Origin of the sequence: Clostridium sp. HBUAS56017 (genome assembly GCF_007115085.1) — a bacterium.
In the GTDB taxonomy this organism is placed as follows: Bacteria; Bacillota; Clostridia; order Clostridiales; family Clostridiaceae; genus Clostridium; species Clostridium cibarium.
The window spans coordinates 48,601-66,388 of record NZ_SULK01000008.1; the positions used below are offsets into that span (position 1 = coordinate 48,601).

Sequence of the window (17,788 nt, forward strand, 5' to 3'; positions counted from 1 at the left end):
CAAGGTTATGGGCTATTGCCTATGACCTTTTTTATTATGTTAATTTCAATTTTAGATAGATTTTAATTGTAATTTTTAAGGTCATGGGATATCCATGGCCTTTTTTCTATGGGCTATGGAAATAAACAATTAGGAGGGGCGAGATGAAGAGAATATTAAGGTATATTTCAAAGTACAAAACATGGGTAGTAATAGGTAGTTTTGCAATGTTAGGAGTTATAGGTTTAGATTTATGTGTGCCTTTTCTTCAAAAAGAATTTTTAGACAGGGGGATTACTGGAGGAGATACTTCTGTAGTCATACCTATCATCTTAATGCTGCTTGGAATAACAATATTTAAGGCGATTCTTGGATATATTAAAGAATATCTTTATGATATTACAAGTAGTGAAGTACATGAGGAAGTAAAAGACGATCTATTTAATCATATACAATCATTAGAATTTAAGTATTTTGATGATATGAATACTGGAGAGTTAATGTCAAGGATTGGTGAGGATGCAGAAACAATATGGGAAACTATAGGGTTTGGACTAAGATTATTTGTAGAAAATATATTATATTTTATACTTTCAACAGCAATTTTATTCTATCTTAATTGGAAGCTTGCATTGGCTTGTGTCGTAATTATGATTCCAATTGGTTTTATAGGTATGAAACTTGAAAATAAGTTTGGTAAAAGTTATGAAAAGATAAGTGATAAAACAGCAGAGATAAATACATCAGCTCAAGAGAATATTTCTGGAGTTAGATTAGTAAAGGCATTTACAAGAGAAAAGTATGAAATCAAAAAGTTTATGAAATTGAATAATGACTATTATGATTTAAATATGGAACAAGCTGATATTATAGGAAGATACTTTCCACCAATTGAATTTTTAACGAATATTTCTTTAGTGGTAATGATAGTTTTAGGTGGATATTTTGTATTAGACGAGGAAGTTACATTAGGTGTGTTAATGGCATTTAGTAGTTATATATGGAATTTAATATGGCCTATGAGAATGCTTGGAGATTTAATCAATCTTATTTCAAGGACAGCAGCTTCAGCTAAAAAGATTTTTAACATTATGGATAGAGAAACTGAAGTTAAAAGTAAGGAAGATGGATATTCTCCAGAAGAAGTTAATGGAGATATTGAATTTAGAAATGTTAATTTTAGGTATAAAGATGAAGAAGTGCTAAAGAATATAAACTTGAAAATACCAGCAGGTAGTACAGTGGCTGTTATGGGAGCTACAGGATCAGGGAAATCTTCTCTTCTTAGTTTGATAGGAAGACATTATGATGTTTCAACTGGTGAAGTGCTTGTAGATGGAGTTAATGTTAAGGATTATGATTTAAATAAACTAAGAAAAAATATGAGTATAGTACCTCAAGATACATTCTTGTTTTCAGATACTATCATGAGCAATATAAAATTTAGTAATGGAAGAGCAGATTACGATGAAGTAGTTAATGCTTGTAGAACAGCTTGTTGTCTTGAATTTATTGATTCATTAGATGAGGGATTTGATACAGAAATAGGAGAAAGAGGATTAGGGCTTTCAGGAGGGCAAAAACAGAGATTATCAATTGCTAGAGCTTTACTTAGACATGCACCAATATTAGTATTAGATGATGCGACTTCAGCGCTTGATATGGAAACGGAACATGAATTATTAGCGAATTTAAATAATAGAAAAAAATCTGCTACAACATTTATTATAGCTCATAGAATTTCAGCAGTTAAAAATGCAGATATAATTATCTACTTTGAAAATGGTGAAATAAAAGAACTAGGAAACCATGATGAGTTGCTTAAGAAAAGAGGAGCTTATTATGATATCTATTCTGAGCAATTTAAAGACTTTGATTCTCTAGAGAAAGAGGTGATATAATGGCTCGAAATACTATAAGAAAAGATGAGAATACAACTAGAAGAAGTAAAAAAGAACTTATATTAAGATTATCAGTTTATTTAAAACCATATAAGAAAGAATCTGTTATAGTAATAGGTCTTATGCTTTTTGTAATGCTTTGTAGTGTTTTAAACCCTTATCTTTTAAAAATAGCAATAGATGATAAGGTTGCAAACCATGATGTAATGGGACTTTTGGAAATAGGTGGAGTTTTATTGGTTTTAAATTTAGTTGCATGGGCAGTATCTATTATTAGATGGAAAAAGATTTATTCAATCAACAATAATATACTTTTAAATATAAGGCGTGAACTATATACACATATTCAAGATCTTTCCTTTGATTTTTTTGATAGTAGACCTGTAGGAAAGATATTAGCGAGGGTGGTTGGAGATGTTAATGCATTAAAGAATTTATTTAACCAAAGTATTCAACTATTAATACCACAACTATTAAATTTAGCATTACTTTCAATCGCTATGTTAATGCTTAATGTTAAACTTGCATTAGTTTGTATTGCGCTTCTTCCTATACTTGCAATAGCTATGTTTTGCATTGAAATTTTTTCGAGAAGAAGATGGGAAATATACAGAAAGAAAAGATCAAATCTAAATGCTTTTACTCATGAAGAATTTTCAGGAGTTAAAGTTGTTCAATCTTTTGCTAAGGAAAAAGATACAAATGATGAATTTAAACATTTTGTTAAAAACTTAAAAAAATCTTGGAATTCTGCAGTAAGGTTAAATGATATGTTTTGGCCTTTAGTAGAATTGTCAGCTGGAATAGCAACTGTAATAGTATTTTCAGTTGGATATAAGTTAGTCATTAGTGGAGAGATAGCTATAGGTACTTTAATTGCATTTTCTATGTATGCAGGAATGTTCTGGAGACCTATAATGAACCTTTCAAGCTTTTATAATACGTTAGTAACAAATCTTTCAGCGGCTGATAGAATCTTTGATATTTTAGATGTAAAGCCTGATATAAAAGATGCTGAAGATGCAGAGGAAATGGACAAAATTAATGGGAAAGTTGAATTTAAAAATGTTGGTTTTGCCTATGAAGAAGGTGCTGATGTATTAAGAGATGTTAATTTTAATGTTGAACCAGGAGAAAGAGTAGCTTTAGTAGGAGCTACGGGAGCAGGAAAATCAACTATAGTTTCATTATTAAGTAGATTTTATGATGTTACTAGTGGAGAAATATTAGTGGATGGCAAGGATATTAGAAAAGTAAAACTAGAATCCTTTAGAAATCAAATGGGAATAATGCTTCAAGATACATTCTTATTTTCCACAACTATAATGGAGAATATAAGATATGGTAGATTAGATGCTACTGATGAAGAGGTAATTGCAGCTGCAAAGGCTGTTGATGCACATGAATTTATTATAAAACTTGAAAAAGGATATGATACAGAAGTTAATGAAAGAGGATCAAGATTATCTCTTGGTCAAAGACAATTAGTATCTTTTGCAAGGGCTCTTTTAGCTAATCCTAGGATACTTATATTAGATGAGGCAACGTCTAATATAGACACACAGACAGAAAGATTGGTTCAAAGAGGAATAGAAAAATTGCTTCAAGGCAGAACTTCTTTTGTTATAGCACATAGACTCTCTACTATAAGGGATTGTGATAAGATTATGGTGGTTGAAGGTGGAAGAATCATTGAATCAGGAAATCACGATGAGCTTATTACTAAGAGAAAAGCTTATTATGGATTATATTCAGCTCAGTATGAATTTTTAAATGAGGGAGCTTAATAAGTGGGTAAGGTATAACTTTGGCAGTTTGCTATGATTAATGAAATTCTCCATGGTGTAGAAATACATTGTGGAGATTTTTTGTTTATCTAACTCACAATTAATAGAGAAATGTAAAAGTAAATTGATTTGTAGTGTATTGGTAAATGGTGAGGTAATCAGTATATGGTGATTTGTATTTTCGTTGAATGTTAATTGTTAATAATATATAATTTAAATTAGACTTATATTATGATAATATAGGTGTCTATCAGAATTTGTAGAGGATGGTTAGATATGGAAAGGACTACTTTTAATCCAAGAGATATTATATTTTCATTAGATATAGGAACACGTTCTATTATTGGAACGGTAGGCGTTGTAAGAGATAAAAAATTCGAAGTAATATGTGAAAAATATCAAGAACACGAAGAAAGAGCAATGGTTGATGGTCAAATTCATGATATAAACCTAGTAGCTCAAGTTGTTGATAATATTAAGAAGAAACTAGAAAAAGAGTTAGAGATAAAATTAGAAGAAGTTTCAATAGCGGCTGCAGGTAGGTTTTTAAGGACTTGTGAAGCTAAAGCAAATCTTGAATTAAATGAAAATGAAGAAATAGATAAAGATATAGTTAGAACAATTGAACTTAGTGCAGTAAAAGAAGCTGAAAGTGAAGTGAATAAAAATACAGCTGGAAAACTTTATTGTGTGGGATATTCTATAAAGGAGTATTATTTAAACTCATATGTAATATCAAACCTTTTAGGACATAAGGGAGAAGAAGCAGGCGTAGACGTTATAGCTACATTTTTACCAAGATCAGTAATAGATTCATTATATACTGTAATGAATAAAGTTGGACTAAGAGTTATGAACCTAACGTTAGAACCAATTGCAGCTATAGAAGCAGCGGTACCTAAAAACTTAAGGTTATTAAATATAGCTTTAGTTGATATCGGTGCAGGAACTTCAGATATAGCTATAAGTTCAAAGGAAACTATAAGTTCATATGCTATGGTTCCAATGGCAGGTGATGAAGTTACAGAAGTAATAGCTCAAGAATATTTAGTTGATTTTAATACTGCTGAGGGAATAAAGAGAAAGATTGCTGTAGAAAAAGAAGTTTCATATATTGATGTATTAGGTCTAGAAAATACAATTCTTTCAGAAAGCGTTATGAAGCTTATTAACCCAGTTGTAAACAAGTTAGCAGAAGCTATATCAAGTAAAATATTAGAGACTAATGGAGAAAAGTCGCCATCTGCGGTATTTTTAGTTGGGGGAGGAGCTCATACTCCAGGTCTTTTAGAAGGAATTGCAGAGAAGTTAAATATTCCTACCCAAAGAATAGCTATAAAGGATAGGAATGCTGTGCCAGAATGCGTAGCTGATAATGGATTGGGATCAGCAGGTGTTACAGTTCTTGGGATAGCGTTAAGTGCTATAAGAAGTCTTGGAAATGATTTTATTGATGTAAGTTTAAATGGAGAACCAGTAAGTTTATTTAATTCTCATAAACATACAGTTATGGATGTACTTTTGCAAGCTGGTGTTAATCCTTCCTTATTAATAGGTAAAACTGGGAAAAATGTAAGATTTGTTGTCAATGGAAAGAAGAGATTAGCTTTCGGAGGTATGGGTGTAAATGCAGTTATTAAAATAAATAATAAGATTGCAGATATAGAAAGTGAAATCAATGCAGGTGATGATATTTGTGTAGTTTATGCTCAAAATGGAAAAGATGCAGAGGCTAAGGTAAGTGAATTTATTAGCAATATAAATTCTATATCTATTTTTATTGATGATAAAATAGTAAATTTAGAGCCTGTATGTCTAATAAACGGTGAAAGAAAAGATATCTCTGAAATTATAAAAAATGAAGATGAGGTTAAGGTGTTTTTGCCTAACAAATTAGAGGATTTTAAAAAGTATGTGTTAAAAAATAAAATTAAACTATATATAAATGATGAAGAATTAAATGAAGATTTTATACTAGAAGAAGGAAATAAACTATATACTAAGTATGAAGATAAAGAAGAGGAGGTTGCTACTGAATCGGAAGTTATTTATGAATTTAAAGTACCTAAAGAAACAAAGGAAAAGAATCCTATTAGCGTGATTGTTAATAAAGAAGAAGTAAAATTGAGTGGAAAAGAGTCATATATATTTGTAGATGTATTTACTCATATTAATTTTGACTTAACAATACCTAAAGGAAATATTAATTTACTTTTAAATGGAAAACAAGCAGGATACACAGATGTACTAGTTGAAGGTGACGAAGTAGAAATATTTTGGGAATAATTTATATAATTAGGAGGCAAGTTATTTGATTAATTTTTTAAATGAAGCAAATAATATCAAAGACGAACTTGTTACTATTAGAAGAGATATTCATATGCATCCTGAGTTAGGGTTTGAAGAAGAGAGAACTTCTAAGATGATAAAGAAGTTTTTATCTAATGAAAAGATTCCTTTTATATCGGTTGCAGGTACTGGAGTTTGTGCAGTTATAGAAGGTGAGAAGGTTGGAGATAATAATAAAACTATAGCACTTAGAGCTGATATGGATGCATTGCCAATTCAAGATAAAAAGGGAGTAGTCTATAGTTCTAAGGTTTCAGGAAAAATGCATGCTTGTGGACATGATGCACATACAACGATATTACTTGGGGCAGCAAAGATTTTAAATAAATACAAAAAGAAGTTCTCAGGAAATGTAAAACTTTTATTTGAACCTGCAGAGGAAACTACAGGAGGCGCACCTATTATGATTAAAGAAGGTGTTTTGGATAACCCTAATGTTGATTGTTTAGTAGGGCTGCATGTTACAGAGGATTTAGATTGTGGAAAAATAAGAGTGAAAAATGGAGTAGTTCATGCAGCATCTAATCCATTTATAGTAAATATAATTGGAAGTGGCGGACATGGAGCTTCGCCACATATTACAGTAGATCCAATAGTTATAGCATCGACAATAATATTAAATCTTCAAACTTTAGTAAGTAGAGAAATATCTCCATTAAACCCATCAGTAATAACTGTTGGAAGTATTCATGGAGGAAGTGCTCAAAATGTAATTCCAGAAGAGGTAGTTATGACTGGAATTATTAGAACTCTTACAAAAGAAGATAGAGAGTATATGGTTAAAAGATTTAAAGAGTTAATAGATAATGTATGCAAGGGTTTTAGAGCTCATGCAGAAATAATGATAGAAGAAAGCTATCCATGTTTATATAATGATGAAAAAGTATTAGATAGAGTAAGAAAGGCAGCTAAGGATATTTTAGGTGAAGACAATTTAGTAGAGCAAAAAAATCCAAGTATGGGAGTTGAAAGCTTTGCTTATTTTGCAAATGAAAGACCAGCAGCCTTTTATTTTTTAGGAACTAAAAATGTTGTTAAAAAGACAGACAAACCAGCTCATAGCAGTCTTTTTGACATAGATGAAGATGCATTATCCTTAGGTGTAGCACTTCAATGTGACATTGCGTACAAATATTTGACAACAATGTGATTTAATATTACTCTAATATAATGAGGATTTATAAACAGAAGGATAAGACTAGGAGTTGATTATACTTTGAAAATAGAAATAGGATCAAATGAAGCAGGACAAAGATTAGATAAATTTCTAAGAAAGCTTCTTAAGGATGTGCCATTAAGTGCAATATTTAAAGCTTTAAGAAAAGGTGATGTAAGAGTTAATGGTAAAAAAGAAAAAGAAAAATATTCACTACAAGAAAATGATGTAGTAGAAATACGATATATAAAAACAAAGAAGGAAACTAAGGAAAACTTTATTAAGGTTGACTCAAGTGGATTAAAGATTACATATGAAGACGATAATTTACTTATAGTAGAAAAGTGGCCAGGAGTATTAGTTCATCCAGATAGTAGTAAAAAAGAAGCAACACTAACAGATTATGTTCTTTCATATTTAAATGCTAAGGGAGATTATGTTCCTGAAAATGAGATAACTTTTACTCCAGCACCATGCAATAGGCTTGATAGAAATACGTCAGGTATAGTTATTTTTGGGAAAAATTTCGAAGCTTTAAGAGTTTTAAATGAAGCAATTAGAGAAGGAGAAGTTGAAAAATATTATAATACCTTGGTTAAAGGTAGAGTAAAAGATGGATTATATAAAGGATACATATTAAAAAATGAAGAATCAAATATTTCTAGAATATTTGAAAAGAAGGTTCCAAATTCAAAAGAAATTGCTATGGAAGTTAAGAATATTCAAAGTAATGGGCTTATATCTTTCTTAGAAATACATTTAATTACAGGAAGGAGCCACCAGATAAGAGCTCATTTGTCTCACTTAGGAAATCCACTTATTGGTGATACAAAATATGGAGATAATAAATTAAATTCATCTTTTAGAAATAAATTTGGATTAGATTATCAATACCTTTATGCGTATAAGCTTATATTTAGAGAAGTAGGCGGTAAATTAAACTACTTAAAGAATAAAACTATTGCGGAATCATTACCTCCTATATTTAAAAAGATAAAACAGGATGTTTTTAAATTTTAATTAGAGAGATAGGAGATTAGTATGAACGAAAAAGCTTCAGCGGCTAAAGGGATGTTTATTCTTTCTTTTGCTGGAATTATTGCAAAGGTAATGTCTGTATTTTATACACCGTTTTTAGTATCAATACTTGGACCTGTAGGATATGGAGCGTATGCAAAGACAACAGAAGTGTTTTTATTTGTATATGCATTAAGTTGTATGGGAGCACAACCAGCAGTAGCTAAGGTTGTAGCAGAATATACGGCTTTACAAAATCCTAAGGGCGCTGTAAAAGTACTTAAGGTTGCAAGTAGGTTCTATGCAGTACTTGGAGCTATACTTGGAGTGGCTATGATATTCTCAGCAGGGATGCTAAGTGTTGTGGCAAAATCCCCTCAGTCTAAAATTGGAATAATGGCACTAGGCCCTTGTATATTAATTACTTCTTTACTTGCTGTTTTTAGAGGGTTTATGCAAGGAAAGAATGATATGACTCCAATAGCTGTATCTCAAATTTTTGAACAATTTTTGAATGTGTTTATTAGCTTGTTATGTGCATTTATATTAGTTCAAAGCAGTATAGAATTGGGTAATGCAGGAGCACAAATAGGTACGTCAGTTGGAGCTTTATTTGCATGTTTTTATGTAATTTATTGTTATGATAAGAAAGGGTATAAGGAAGAAGCTTTAGAAAGTAGAATTCCAAATAGGAAAATTAGAAATAGAAGAATTTTATCTAAGGTAATAAAATATTCTATTCCAATTACACTTAGTGCAGGCCTTCAAAATTTTGGAGGAGTAGTGGATATGCTTAATGTATCTTCTAGATTAGGTGTTGCTGGTTTTACAGAAGAGGGAGCTAATATTTTATATGGACAGTTAAGTCAATATAAAACATTATATGGTGTTCCGTTAGTAATAATTACTGCAATAGGGACAACCGTATTGCCATCTATAGCAAAATCTATCGTGCTAAAAGAGCGGAAGGAAGCTAAAAGAAAGATAAGCTATGCTTTTAAAATGGCATTTATGATAGCTATTCCATCAGCAGTAGGATTATCTATGCTTAGTACAGAAGTATATACATCGTTATATGGTAATAGCAATGGATCAGATATTATGATGTATGGTTCTATAGTACTTGTACTTATGTCAATGACGCAGATACAAAGTACAGTGCTTCAGGGAATTAATAAGTTATACTATGTTTTAAAAACATTTTGTTTAGGAATTGTTGTGAAGATAATAGTTAACTTTCTATTAGTTGGAATTCCAAAAATAAATATATATGGAGTAATAATAGGTAACTGTTTGTGGCATCTAATACCTGCAGTATTAAATCATAAAAAGATATGTTCTACAATGATGATGAGGATGCCAATATTAAGATTAACTATCAAGCCAATAGTAGCATCAGCTGCTATGGCAATAGCTATATATATTCTTAAAATGCCACTTAGTTTTATATACAGGTTTGTGGATTTAACAAGAATTACGGCAATTCCAATAACAGTGATATTAGTATCTGTGGGAAGTTTTGTTTATATTTATTTAATTATTCTTATGGGAGGAATAACAAAGAGAGATATAGAAGGTGTTTCACCTAAAATACTTAAGGTCATTCCAAGGTTTATGAGAATAAAGTTAAGATAGAATTAGAAAAAGGGCTCATTTCGTATAGAGTAAGGCGAAATGTGCCCTTTAATATATAATAAATTAGATATTTTTTAAGAGTTTTCTTCTCCGAAGGTTCCAAGAAAAGAGAAAATACCAAAAGTTAAAATTATTATGATTATGGTTTTAAGTACACTTAATGGGCCTATTACACTTTTAATTAGAAAATTTAGTACTAAATAAAATAGTAGAGTTAATAAACAATAAATAACCGCATTTGTTATAGATAGATTTATTTCTATGGATTTTTTTACTTCATAAAGATTAATTATAAGACTAACTAAAGAAGTTAATAATAAAGTAATTGTGTAGCCGTATATGTTTATACTAGGGATAGATGTAAATATGAATAATCCTATTAATTCTAGTACAGCTACTATAAGTGAATTTCTAAGTATAATCATCTGTTTATTTATTCCATTTAATATTCCAAACATAGTTATTGAAGTGAAAAATGCAGGTGCAGATATACCTGCATATTTAATATAGTTACCTAAGTCATCTCTTTGATAAAGAATCTTTCCTAAGGAATCAGGGATTAATAAACATATTATAGTGGTAGCTAGTCCAAGTATAAAGGCTATCTTTATAACTTTTCTTATTCTTATTGAAGCGTCATAATAATTACCTTTGCTTAAGGTTTGAGAAAGATCAGGAATTAATAGAGTATTTATGGAACTAATTACCACTAAGGGTATTCCAACAATCATCATAGCCATCCCTGTAAATTTTCCAATCATAGAAAGTGCTTCAACATGAGTGAAACCAGCATGGGATAAACACCTTGGAATAATTAACGTAGATAATGTATTAAAAATATTGCTTAGAAAGCCGTTTAAAGTTAATGGCAAACAAATTATAAGTACATTAAATAGTAATTGAGATCTTCGTTCAGACTTTTCATAGGTTGGAACCATCTTCTTTACACAATGTCTATAATAAATATAGAGTAAAATTAAGCTTTGAAGTTCTCCAAGACAAAGGGCTATATAACAAAGTGTTACTAGTAAAGTCATGCTTTTAGCTTGAAATAGAAATATTAAAATGGCTACGGTAAGTATTCTTAAAGCTTTTTCTAAAATATCTATTGCTGCAGGGATAGTAATTTTGGAAGTACCCCAAAAATATCCCTTTAATATATTAGAAAGAGCGATAAATACCATAGCAGGACAAGTTACTCTAATAGCATCAATAGTTCTATTATCACTTATTCCGTATTCTCCAATTATGGGAGCGAAGGCAAAAACCATTATTCCAATAAATATTGCCCATATTATATTAAATACAGCTACAGTTTTCATTGTTCGTATTAAATTATTATTTTCATTTTTTTCAACATATACAGCAGAAATTTTTGATATAGAAGCTGATATTCCAGCAGACATCATACAAATAAATAAATTGTAAATTGGCATAACTAAATTATATAATCCCATACCTTCAGGACCTAATACATGTGAAAGATATATTGAGAAAATGAAACCTATAACTCCCGTTGTTATATTAGAAGCTGTCAGTAAAAATGAATTCTTAAAAAAATTGTCTTTATCCAAAGTTTGTTCACTCCTTTAAATTACAATAAATCATATTCAAGAAGAGGGATAAATAGACTAAAAATAATGGATTATATAATTATAGATATGTTAAAAAGGCTTAATTGAAATTTAAGTATTACCCTTAAATTTCAATTAAGCCAATATTTTATTGGAAAACTATATTAGATTCTCTGGGTTTAAACATTTTAATTCATCTAGAACAAATAGACCATCTTTTCTTATTAGTACGTCATCAAAATAAATTTCTCCACCGCCGTAGTCAGCTCTTTGAATTAGAACTAAATCCCAGTGAAGGGCTGATTTATTTCCATTAAATGCATCATCATAAGAACTGCCTGGTGTGAAATGGATCGAACCAGTTATCTTTTCGTCAAATAAAGTATCTTTCATAGGTTCTAATATAAATGGATTAACTCCTATAGCAAATTCACCTACATACCTAGCACCTTCATCTATATCAAATACATTATTAATTCTTTCAGTATCATTAGCAGTTGCTTCAATGATCTTACCATCTTTGAAAGTAAGTTTTATGTTTTCATAAGTAAATCCATCACGAAGAGATGGTGTATTGTAACTTATAGTACCATTTACAGAATCTTTAACTGGTGCAGAATATACTTCGCCATCAGGAATGTTCATTTCTCCAGCACATTTTATAGTTGGTATTCCTTTAATTGAGAAAGTAATATCTGTGTTTTCAGCAGTTAATCTAACTTTATCGGTTTTTTCCATTAATTCCACTAGATTATCCATAGCTGTAGACATCTTTGAATAATCAAGGTTACATACATTGAAATAATAATCTTCAAAAGATTCTGTACTCATATTAGCAGCTTGAGCTGTAGAGTAATTTGGATATCTTAATATAACCCATTTTGTATTTGGAACTCTAATTTTCATGTGAACAGGATTTGCAAAATATTTGCTATATAATGAAATCTTTTCTGCTGGAACATCAGCAGTTTCAGATGCGTTATTACCAGCTCTAATGCCTATGTAAGCATCCATATCTTTCATTCTTTCTACTTCATATTTAGCCATAAGTTCAAGTTGTTCTTGTGTTGCGTTCATAAGTAATTCGCGATCAATTTCTTTATCTTTTAAAGTAACTAGTGGAATTGCCTTTGCTTTGTAAGCTTCTTTAACTAGTTCCTTAATTAAAGGCTTACATTCTCCAATTCCTTCTATTAAAACTTTTTCTCCTTCTTTTAATTGACATGAATAATTTATTAGATTTTTAGCTAATGTAGCATATCTAGGGTCTTTCATATAATTTGTCCTCCTTGGATTTCTTAATTAGTTATAGTATAGCATTATGTCTAGAATTTTCAATAAGAGGGTAATAATTTAAGGCTAAATAAATATAAATTAGAGAAGGGATTAAATGGGGGAGTGCTATGAAGAGATTTTTTAAGTTTAGTATAATTATTATTTTGATAGTGACTACATCTTTTGCAGTAGTTAAGGTATCAAGAAAATATAGTTTAAATATATTAAAAGATGATATAGATTGTAAGGTAATAACTAAAAGTTGTGAAAAAGCAAAAGCTATAGCAACTGATGATAAAGGAAATATATATGTTGCATATAATGATTATATAAAGTCTATAGATAGTGAAGGGAAAGAAAAAGTTTTATATAAAAATAAGGATATGTCGATAGAGGATATAGTTTTTTATAATGATAAGATTATATTTATATCAAAGGATAGTATTCAAAGTTTTTCTTTAGATGATGGAAAAGTTAATACATTGTACAGTGGTATTCCTGAGAGTGGGAATAATATTAGTAGAAAGTTACTTTTAAGCAAAAATAATTTGCTATTATCAGTGGGGGCTGTAACTAATTCTGGAATATCAGAAGGAGATAAAGTTGACTTAAGTCCTATAGATATAACATTAACAGGTGTCAACTACGGTAACCTAAAGACAGGAGCTTTCAAAAGAGCTGGAGAAAAAAGTGAGGAAGGGGAAAAAATACAGAGGTCTTCATTTGGAAATGCTTGCTTATATTCCTTCGGGTTAAAAAAGAAAGGAAGTAGTTTATATGCAAGTGGTATTAGAGGAATAACAGGGATGGATTTAGATAGCAAGGGAAATATAATTGCAATATTTTCAGGATTTAAAAATGAAGGCTTAAGACCTGTAAATAGAGACAAAGATTACATCTACAAAATAGCAAGAGGTAAATGGTATGGGTGGCCTGATTTTAGTGGAGGGGATCCTATAACTTCACCACGGTTTAAAGGGAATGAATTAGTTAAAGCTTTACTTAAAGATCCTCCAAGTAAGGTAGTTGAATCTCCTCTATACCAGCATGAAACTGTTGATTCTTTAAGAGAATTATCTATAGATATTAATGGAAAGCTTTTAGATAAAGACAGTTATTTATTTTGGGATAGAGATGAAGAGGTTCTTTCGGCATTAAGTCCAAGTGGAGTATACTGTAAAATTTTAAAGCTAAATGAAAAAAGTAAAATTGAAGATATAATTTATAATAAGGATGGATTTTTAATACTTGATAGTGTAACAGGATGTATCTATAGTATCCATGAAAAGGAGGGTTTATTAGGGTTTAAGCTACCTTTAGAGATTTGGATATTTGTGTTTATGCTTTCATTTATTTTACTATGTATAATTGTTTTGAAGTGGATGAAAAAAGAAAATAAAAAGTATTTTTAGAAAAGTAAATTTATGAAGAAGTTAACTAATTGTAAGTTGAATATATAGAAAGTAAATATTATAGAAAGTAAATATTATAGAAAAACTGCCTGCTTTATGTGATTGGGCAGTTTTTTTATGGTAGATAAATTTATTATATTTTCAGTAGTTGGTAAAATATGTTAATATAGAGGTGGAGGTGATATTATGGGAAAGAAAATATTAATCAATTTAAATAATGTTCATATTGAAGGGGATATATTAGATGTTTCAAGGGAGAACTCAGGAATAATATATAATATATCAAAGGATGCAGAAGAAGAAGTATCAGTTGATTATGTTGATCTTGATAGTAGAAAAATTTTAAATAGAAGAACATACGATGCATGTACATTCTTTTTTAATTTAAATAATATATTAGGTGGAAGAAAAAAGGAAAGCTTAATAAAGGAGATTTGTGGGTATTTAAAGGAGGAAGGGGTAATTTATATTTGGGATATTAATAAAGAGCGTGGAGGTTTTTGTGATTATAATGTAAATGCTGTTTTGCCAAATGGAAGTGTAAAGGAAGTGGTTCTTAAAAATTATAACCCTTTAATAACTTGTAAATTTGAGGAAATAAAAAAAATTCTTGAAAAATATTCTGAAATAGAAGAAACTAAACTTTGGGAAGATATTTTCTTTATTAAAGCAGTAAAGAAAAAGAAATTAACGTAGAGGAAGGATGAAAAGAGATGAAGGTATTACTTACAGCTATAAATTCTAAGTTTGTTCATAGTAACTTAGCAGTTAGATATTTAAATTCATTTACAAAAGATTTGGAATATGACTGTAAAATAAGAGAATTTTCTATAAATGACAGGGAAGAGCATATATTAAAAGAGATTATTGAAGAGGATGCTGATGTAGTAGCCATCTCTACATATATTTGGAATGTAGAGATGGCTACTCGTTTAGCAAATTTAATTAAGAGCGTAAATCCTAAAATAGAAATATTATATGGTGGACCAGAGGTATCCTATGACAGCAGAGTATTCCTAAAGGAACATATTGGGGATTATGTAATTGAAGGAGAGGGAGAGAGGACATATAGAGAGTTTATTGAATATAAATTAGCAAATAGGAAGGTAGAAGATATTAAGGGTCTTCATTACAAAAATAATGGAGAAGTTTTTTCTAATGGTACCAGACCCCTCATGACGTTCGATGAAGTAGTTTTTCCATATGAGGAAGATGAAGATCTAAATAATAAGATTGTATATTATGAAGGAAGTAGGGGATGTCCATTTAATTGCAAATATTGTTTATCTTCCACCAGTCATGGAGTTAGATTTCATTCTATAGATAGAGTACTTAAAGAACTTCAATACTTTATAGATAAGAAGGTAAGATTAGTTAAATTTGTTGATAGAACGTTTAACTGCAATCATAAATATTCTATGGCTATATGGGATTTTTTAATTAAAGCAGATACAAGTACCCAATTTCACTTTGAGATTTCTGCGGATATATTGAAACAAGAAGAAATTGATTTATTAAGAAATGCTCCAGATGGAAGATTTCAATTTGAGGTTGGAGTTCAAACAACAAATGATGAAGTTTTAAGAAATATAAATAGATTTGTAAATTTTAGTGACATTAAAGAAAAAGTAATTGAGTTATTATCTATTAGAAATATAAAACAGCATCTAGATTTAATTGCAGGACTTCCAGGGGAAAACTTAGAATCTTTTATAAAATCATTCAATGATGTACATAGTATAAAACCAGAAGAAATACAATTGGGTTTTTTGAAGTTATTAAAAGGATCTTCCATGAGAGAAGAAAGTGACAAGTATGGAATGGTATACTCACCTTATCCACCTTATGAAATATTAAAAACAGATAAGATTTCATATAAAGAAATATTAATACTTAAGAAAGTAGAAGCTGTTGTAGATAAATATTATAATAGTCAGAAATTTAATAATATACTTAATTATTTCTACCCTAAGTTTGATACAGCATTTAAATTTTTCTATGAACTTGGAGAGCATTTTGAAAAGAAAGGTTACTTTAATAGAAATATAGGAAATTCAGAGTATTATAAAGTTTTTATAGATTTTAATAACGAAATTCTAAATTCTAGTGAAGAAGTATTAAAAGATATAATAAGATATGATTATCTTTCTTTTAACAAAAAGAGAGGAATTCCAGAGTTTTTAAAAGTTAAAATAGACAAGGGAGAAGAAGAAAAGATAAAAAATAAATATAGGGATAGGTATGCCTTTAGAGAATATAGCATAGAAAAGTTTTCTATCGATATAGAAGAATATATAAAAAAAGGAATAGTAATTAATAAAGATACTTATTATTTGGTAGGTAATAATGGTGAATTAATTAAAATATTATAAAAAATAAAAGTTGTTCTCATTTTCTAGGAACAACTTTTGTTTTTATATAATAATACTACTAACATATTTTTATCATGCTTAAATGTTCTTTTCTATTTTATGAGAAAATGCTAATTTAAGCAGAATAGGTGTTATAATTGTTGTTAATATTACAACTATTAAAGTAGGAAGAAATACTTCTTCAGAAATTAAACCTTTTTGAAGACCTATATTAGCTGTAATTATAGCAACTTCTCCTCTTGAAATCATTCCAACTCCAATTTGTATGGATTCGCTTCTTGGCATCTTTAGAAGTCTTGCAGCGCCACTACATCCTACTAATTTTCCTATTATTGCTACAATAAACATGACTAGAGTAATATAGATTACCTCGAGATTTATTCCTTTTAAGTTTGCTTCAATCCCAACACTTGCAAAGAATATGAGAGATAAAAATCCTGAAGAAATTGCTTTAACATTTCTTGTTAAATATTCTTTGTGTTCAAGGGATGAAAGCATAAGACCACATATATAAGCTCCAGTAATGGCTGCTATACCTAGACTTTCTGCAATATATGCTACTAGTATGGCAAAGGCTAGAGAAAATGTAAGAAGTTCTCTACCGGGTTTTATCTGTTTAGCAAATTTGTTAATAAGTTTTGGTAAATAAGCTATTCCAATTATAGAAAATAAACAGAATAGAATTATTTTTACAAAAACATATATAATCGGTAAAGAGGTTGAAGCCCCCCAATTTGAGCCAGAAGTTTGTGCAAATGCAAGAACTATAGATATAAGTATAAGGCCTAAAATATCGTCTATTACCGCTGCTCCCAGGATATTTATACCTGCTTTCGTATTAAGTTTACCAAGCTCTTTAAGAGTTTCTACTGTTATGCTTACACTTGTGGCAGTTAATATAACTCCTATAAATATATTTTCTAATAAGTTATCAAAAAATAAAGATGCACCTAAAGTTCCTAGAAAAAGAGGAAGTAGTATACCTGCTATTGCAATTATAAATGAAGATAAGCCAGCTTCTTTTAATTCTTTTACATTGGTCTCAAGTCCTGCAAGAAACATAAGGATGATAACTCCAAGGTTTGAAAGAAGTTTAATATTATCATCGTAATGTATAAGGTTTAATACAACAGGACCTAGTATTACGCCTGCAATTAAGGCACCCAAAACTTCAGGCATTTTTAATTTTTTACTTATTATACCTCCTAATTTTGTAAATATAAGAATTAAGACAATACTCAGTAAAGTTTTTTCCATAATACACCTCCATTAAAATAAAAAAAGGCAGAAAGTCCCTAAGGACTTCCCACCCTGAAAGTCAGATTATCTTG

12 protein-coding genes and 1 other annotated feature (1 of these 13 cut by a window edge) are annotated in these 17,788 nt (G+C 29.7%); of the genes, 9 read left to right on the top strand and 3 right to left on the bottom strand.

Annotated features, from left to right (window positions below):
• Positions 1 to 143 precede the first annotated feature (143 nt).
• From FAY47_RS08675 to FAY47_RS08700, 6 genes are all read left to right on the top strand, one after another.
• Positions 144 to 1,880, top strand: a complete 1,737-nt coding sequence (locus tag FAY47_RS08675; RefSeq protein WP_143316311.1) for an ABC transporter ATP-binding protein — start codon at positions 144 to 146, stop codon at positions 1,878 to 1,880.
• The gene (locus tag FAY47_RS08680; RefSeq protein ID WP_143316312.1) at positions 1,880 to 3,667 is read left to right on the top strand and encodes an ABC transporter ATP-binding protein; all 1,788 of its coding nucleotides are present in this window, start codon (positions 1,880 to 1,882) and stop codon (positions 3,665 to 3,667) included. Before FAY47_RS08675 ends, FAY47_RS08680 begins: the two co-directional genes overlap by 1 nt.
• A gap of 276 nt (positions 3,668 to 3,943) precedes the next feature.
• On the top strand, positions 3,944 to 5,953 hold the full coding sequence (locus tag FAY47_RS08685) for a cell division FtsA domain-containing protein (RefSeq protein ID WP_143316313.1): 2,010 nt from the start codon (positions 3,944 to 3,946) through the stop codon (positions 5,951 to 5,953).
• 25 nt (positions 5,954 to 5,978) lie between these two features.
• Complete coding sequence (locus FAY47_RS08690; RefSeq protein WP_143316314.1) at positions 5,979 to 7,166, top strand: M20 family metallopeptidase; 1,188 nt, start codon at positions 5,979 to 5,981, stop codon at positions 7,164 to 7,166.
• A 66-nt stretch (positions 7,167 to 7,232) separates the two neighbouring features.
• Positions 7,233 to 8,192 (top strand): RluA family pseudouridine synthase, encoded by a 960-nt coding sequence (locus FAY47_RS08695; protein ID WP_143316315.1) that lies wholly within the window; start codon positions 7,233 to 7,235, stop codon positions 8,190 to 8,192.
• A gap of 21 nt (positions 8,193 to 8,213) precedes the next feature.
• Positions 8,214 to 9,824, top strand: coding sequence for a polysaccharide biosynthesis protein (locus FAY47_RS08700; RefSeq protein ID WP_143316316.1), 1,611 nt, complete (start codon positions 8,214 to 8,216; stop codon positions 9,822 to 9,824).
• A 74-nt stretch (positions 9,825 to 9,898) separates the two neighbouring features.
• On the opposite strand, the gene spoVB is transcribed toward FAY47_RS08700, so the two are convergent.
• Positions 9,899 to 11,398 (bottom strand): stage V sporulation protein B, encoded by a 1,500-nt coding sequence (spoVB, locus tag FAY47_RS08705; protein ID WP_143316317.1) that lies wholly within the window; start codon positions 11,396 to 11,398, stop codon positions 9,899 to 9,901.
• 159 nt (positions 11,399 to 11,557) lie between these two features.
• Complete coding sequence (locus tag FAY47_RS08710) at positions 11,558 to 12,673, bottom strand: aminopeptidase (protein ID WP_143316318.1); 1,116 nt, start codon at positions 12,671 to 12,673, stop codon at positions 11,558 to 11,560.
• 128 nt (positions 12,674 to 12,801) lie between these two features.
• On the opposite strand from FAY47_RS08710, the gene FAY47_RS08715 reads away from it, so the two are divergent.
• The 3 genes from FAY47_RS08715 to FAY47_RS08725 all read left to right on the top strand — a co-directional run bounded on the left by FAY47_RS08715 (position 12,802) and on the right by FAY47_RS08725 (position 16,457).
• Positions 12,802 to 14,085, top strand: coding sequence for a hypothetical protein (locus FAY47_RS08715; protein ID WP_143316319.1), 1,284 nt, complete (start codon positions 12,802 to 12,804; stop codon positions 14,083 to 14,085).
• Positions 14,086 to 14,271: 186 nt separating this feature from the next.
• Entirely contained in the window at positions 14,272 to 14,781 is a 510-nt protein-coding gene (locus FAY47_RS08720) for a hypothetical protein (protein ID WP_143316320.1), read from the top strand.
• A gap of 17 nt (positions 14,782 to 14,798) precedes the next feature.
• A complete protein-coding gene (locus FAY47_RS08725; protein WP_143316321.1) occupies positions 14,799 to 16,457 on the top strand; it encodes a B12-binding domain-containing radical SAM protein in 1,659 nt (552 codons plus the stop codon).
• A gap of 78 nt (positions 16,458 to 16,535) precedes the next feature.
• Here FAY47_RS08725 and FAY47_RS08730 read toward each other — a convergent pair whose 3' ends face one another.
• A complete protein-coding gene (locus FAY47_RS08730; protein WP_143316322.1) occupies positions 16,536 to 17,714 on the bottom strand; it encodes a cation:proton antiporter in 1,179 nt (392 codons plus the stop codon).
• 43 nt (positions 17,715 to 17,757) lie between these two features.
• Positions 17,758 to 17,788: a sequence feature (sodium ion sensor (DUF1646 type); this cis-regulatory element may regulate processes involved in with the transportation of sodium ions), on the bottom strand; it runs 20 nt beyond the window's last position.

Excerpts from the sequence above, each read along its gene's own strand:
- FAY47_RS08675 (WP_143316311.1), top strand. The coding sequence starts at position 144 with ATGAAGAGAATATTAAGGTATATTTCAAAGTACAAAACATGGGTAGTA.
- FAY47_RS08680 (WP_143316312.1), top strand. The coding sequence starts at position 1,880 with ATGGCTCGAAATACTATAAGAAAAGATGAGAATACAACTAGAAGAAGT.
- FAY47_RS08685 (WP_143316313.1), top strand. The coding sequence starts at position 3,944 with ATGGAAAGGACTACTTTTAATCCAAGAGATATTATATTTTCATTAGAT.
- FAY47_RS08700 (WP_143316316.1), top strand. The coding sequence starts at position 8,214 with ATGAACGAAAAAGCTTCAGCGGCTAAAGGGATGTTTATTCTTTCTTTT.
- FAY47_RS08710 (WP_143316318.1), bottom strand. The coding sequence starts at position 12,673 with ATGAAAGACCCTAGATATGCTACATTAGCTAAAAATCTAATAAATTAT.
- FAY47_RS08715 (WP_143316319.1), top strand. The coding sequence starts at position 12,802 with ATGAAGAGATTTTTTAAGTTTAGTATAATTATTATTTTGATAGTGACT.
- FAY47_RS08720 (WP_143316320.1), top strand. The coding sequence starts at position 14,272 with ATGGGAAAGAAAATATTAATCAATTTAAATAATGTTCATATTGAAGGG.
- FAY47_RS08725 (WP_143316321.1), top strand. The coding sequence starts at position 14,799 with ATGAAGGTATTACTTACAGCTATAAATTCTAAGTTTGTTCATAGTAAC.
- FAY47_RS08730 (WP_143316322.1), bottom strand. The coding sequence starts at position 17,714 with ATGGAAAAAACTTTACTGAGTATTGTCTTAATTCTTATATTTACAAAA.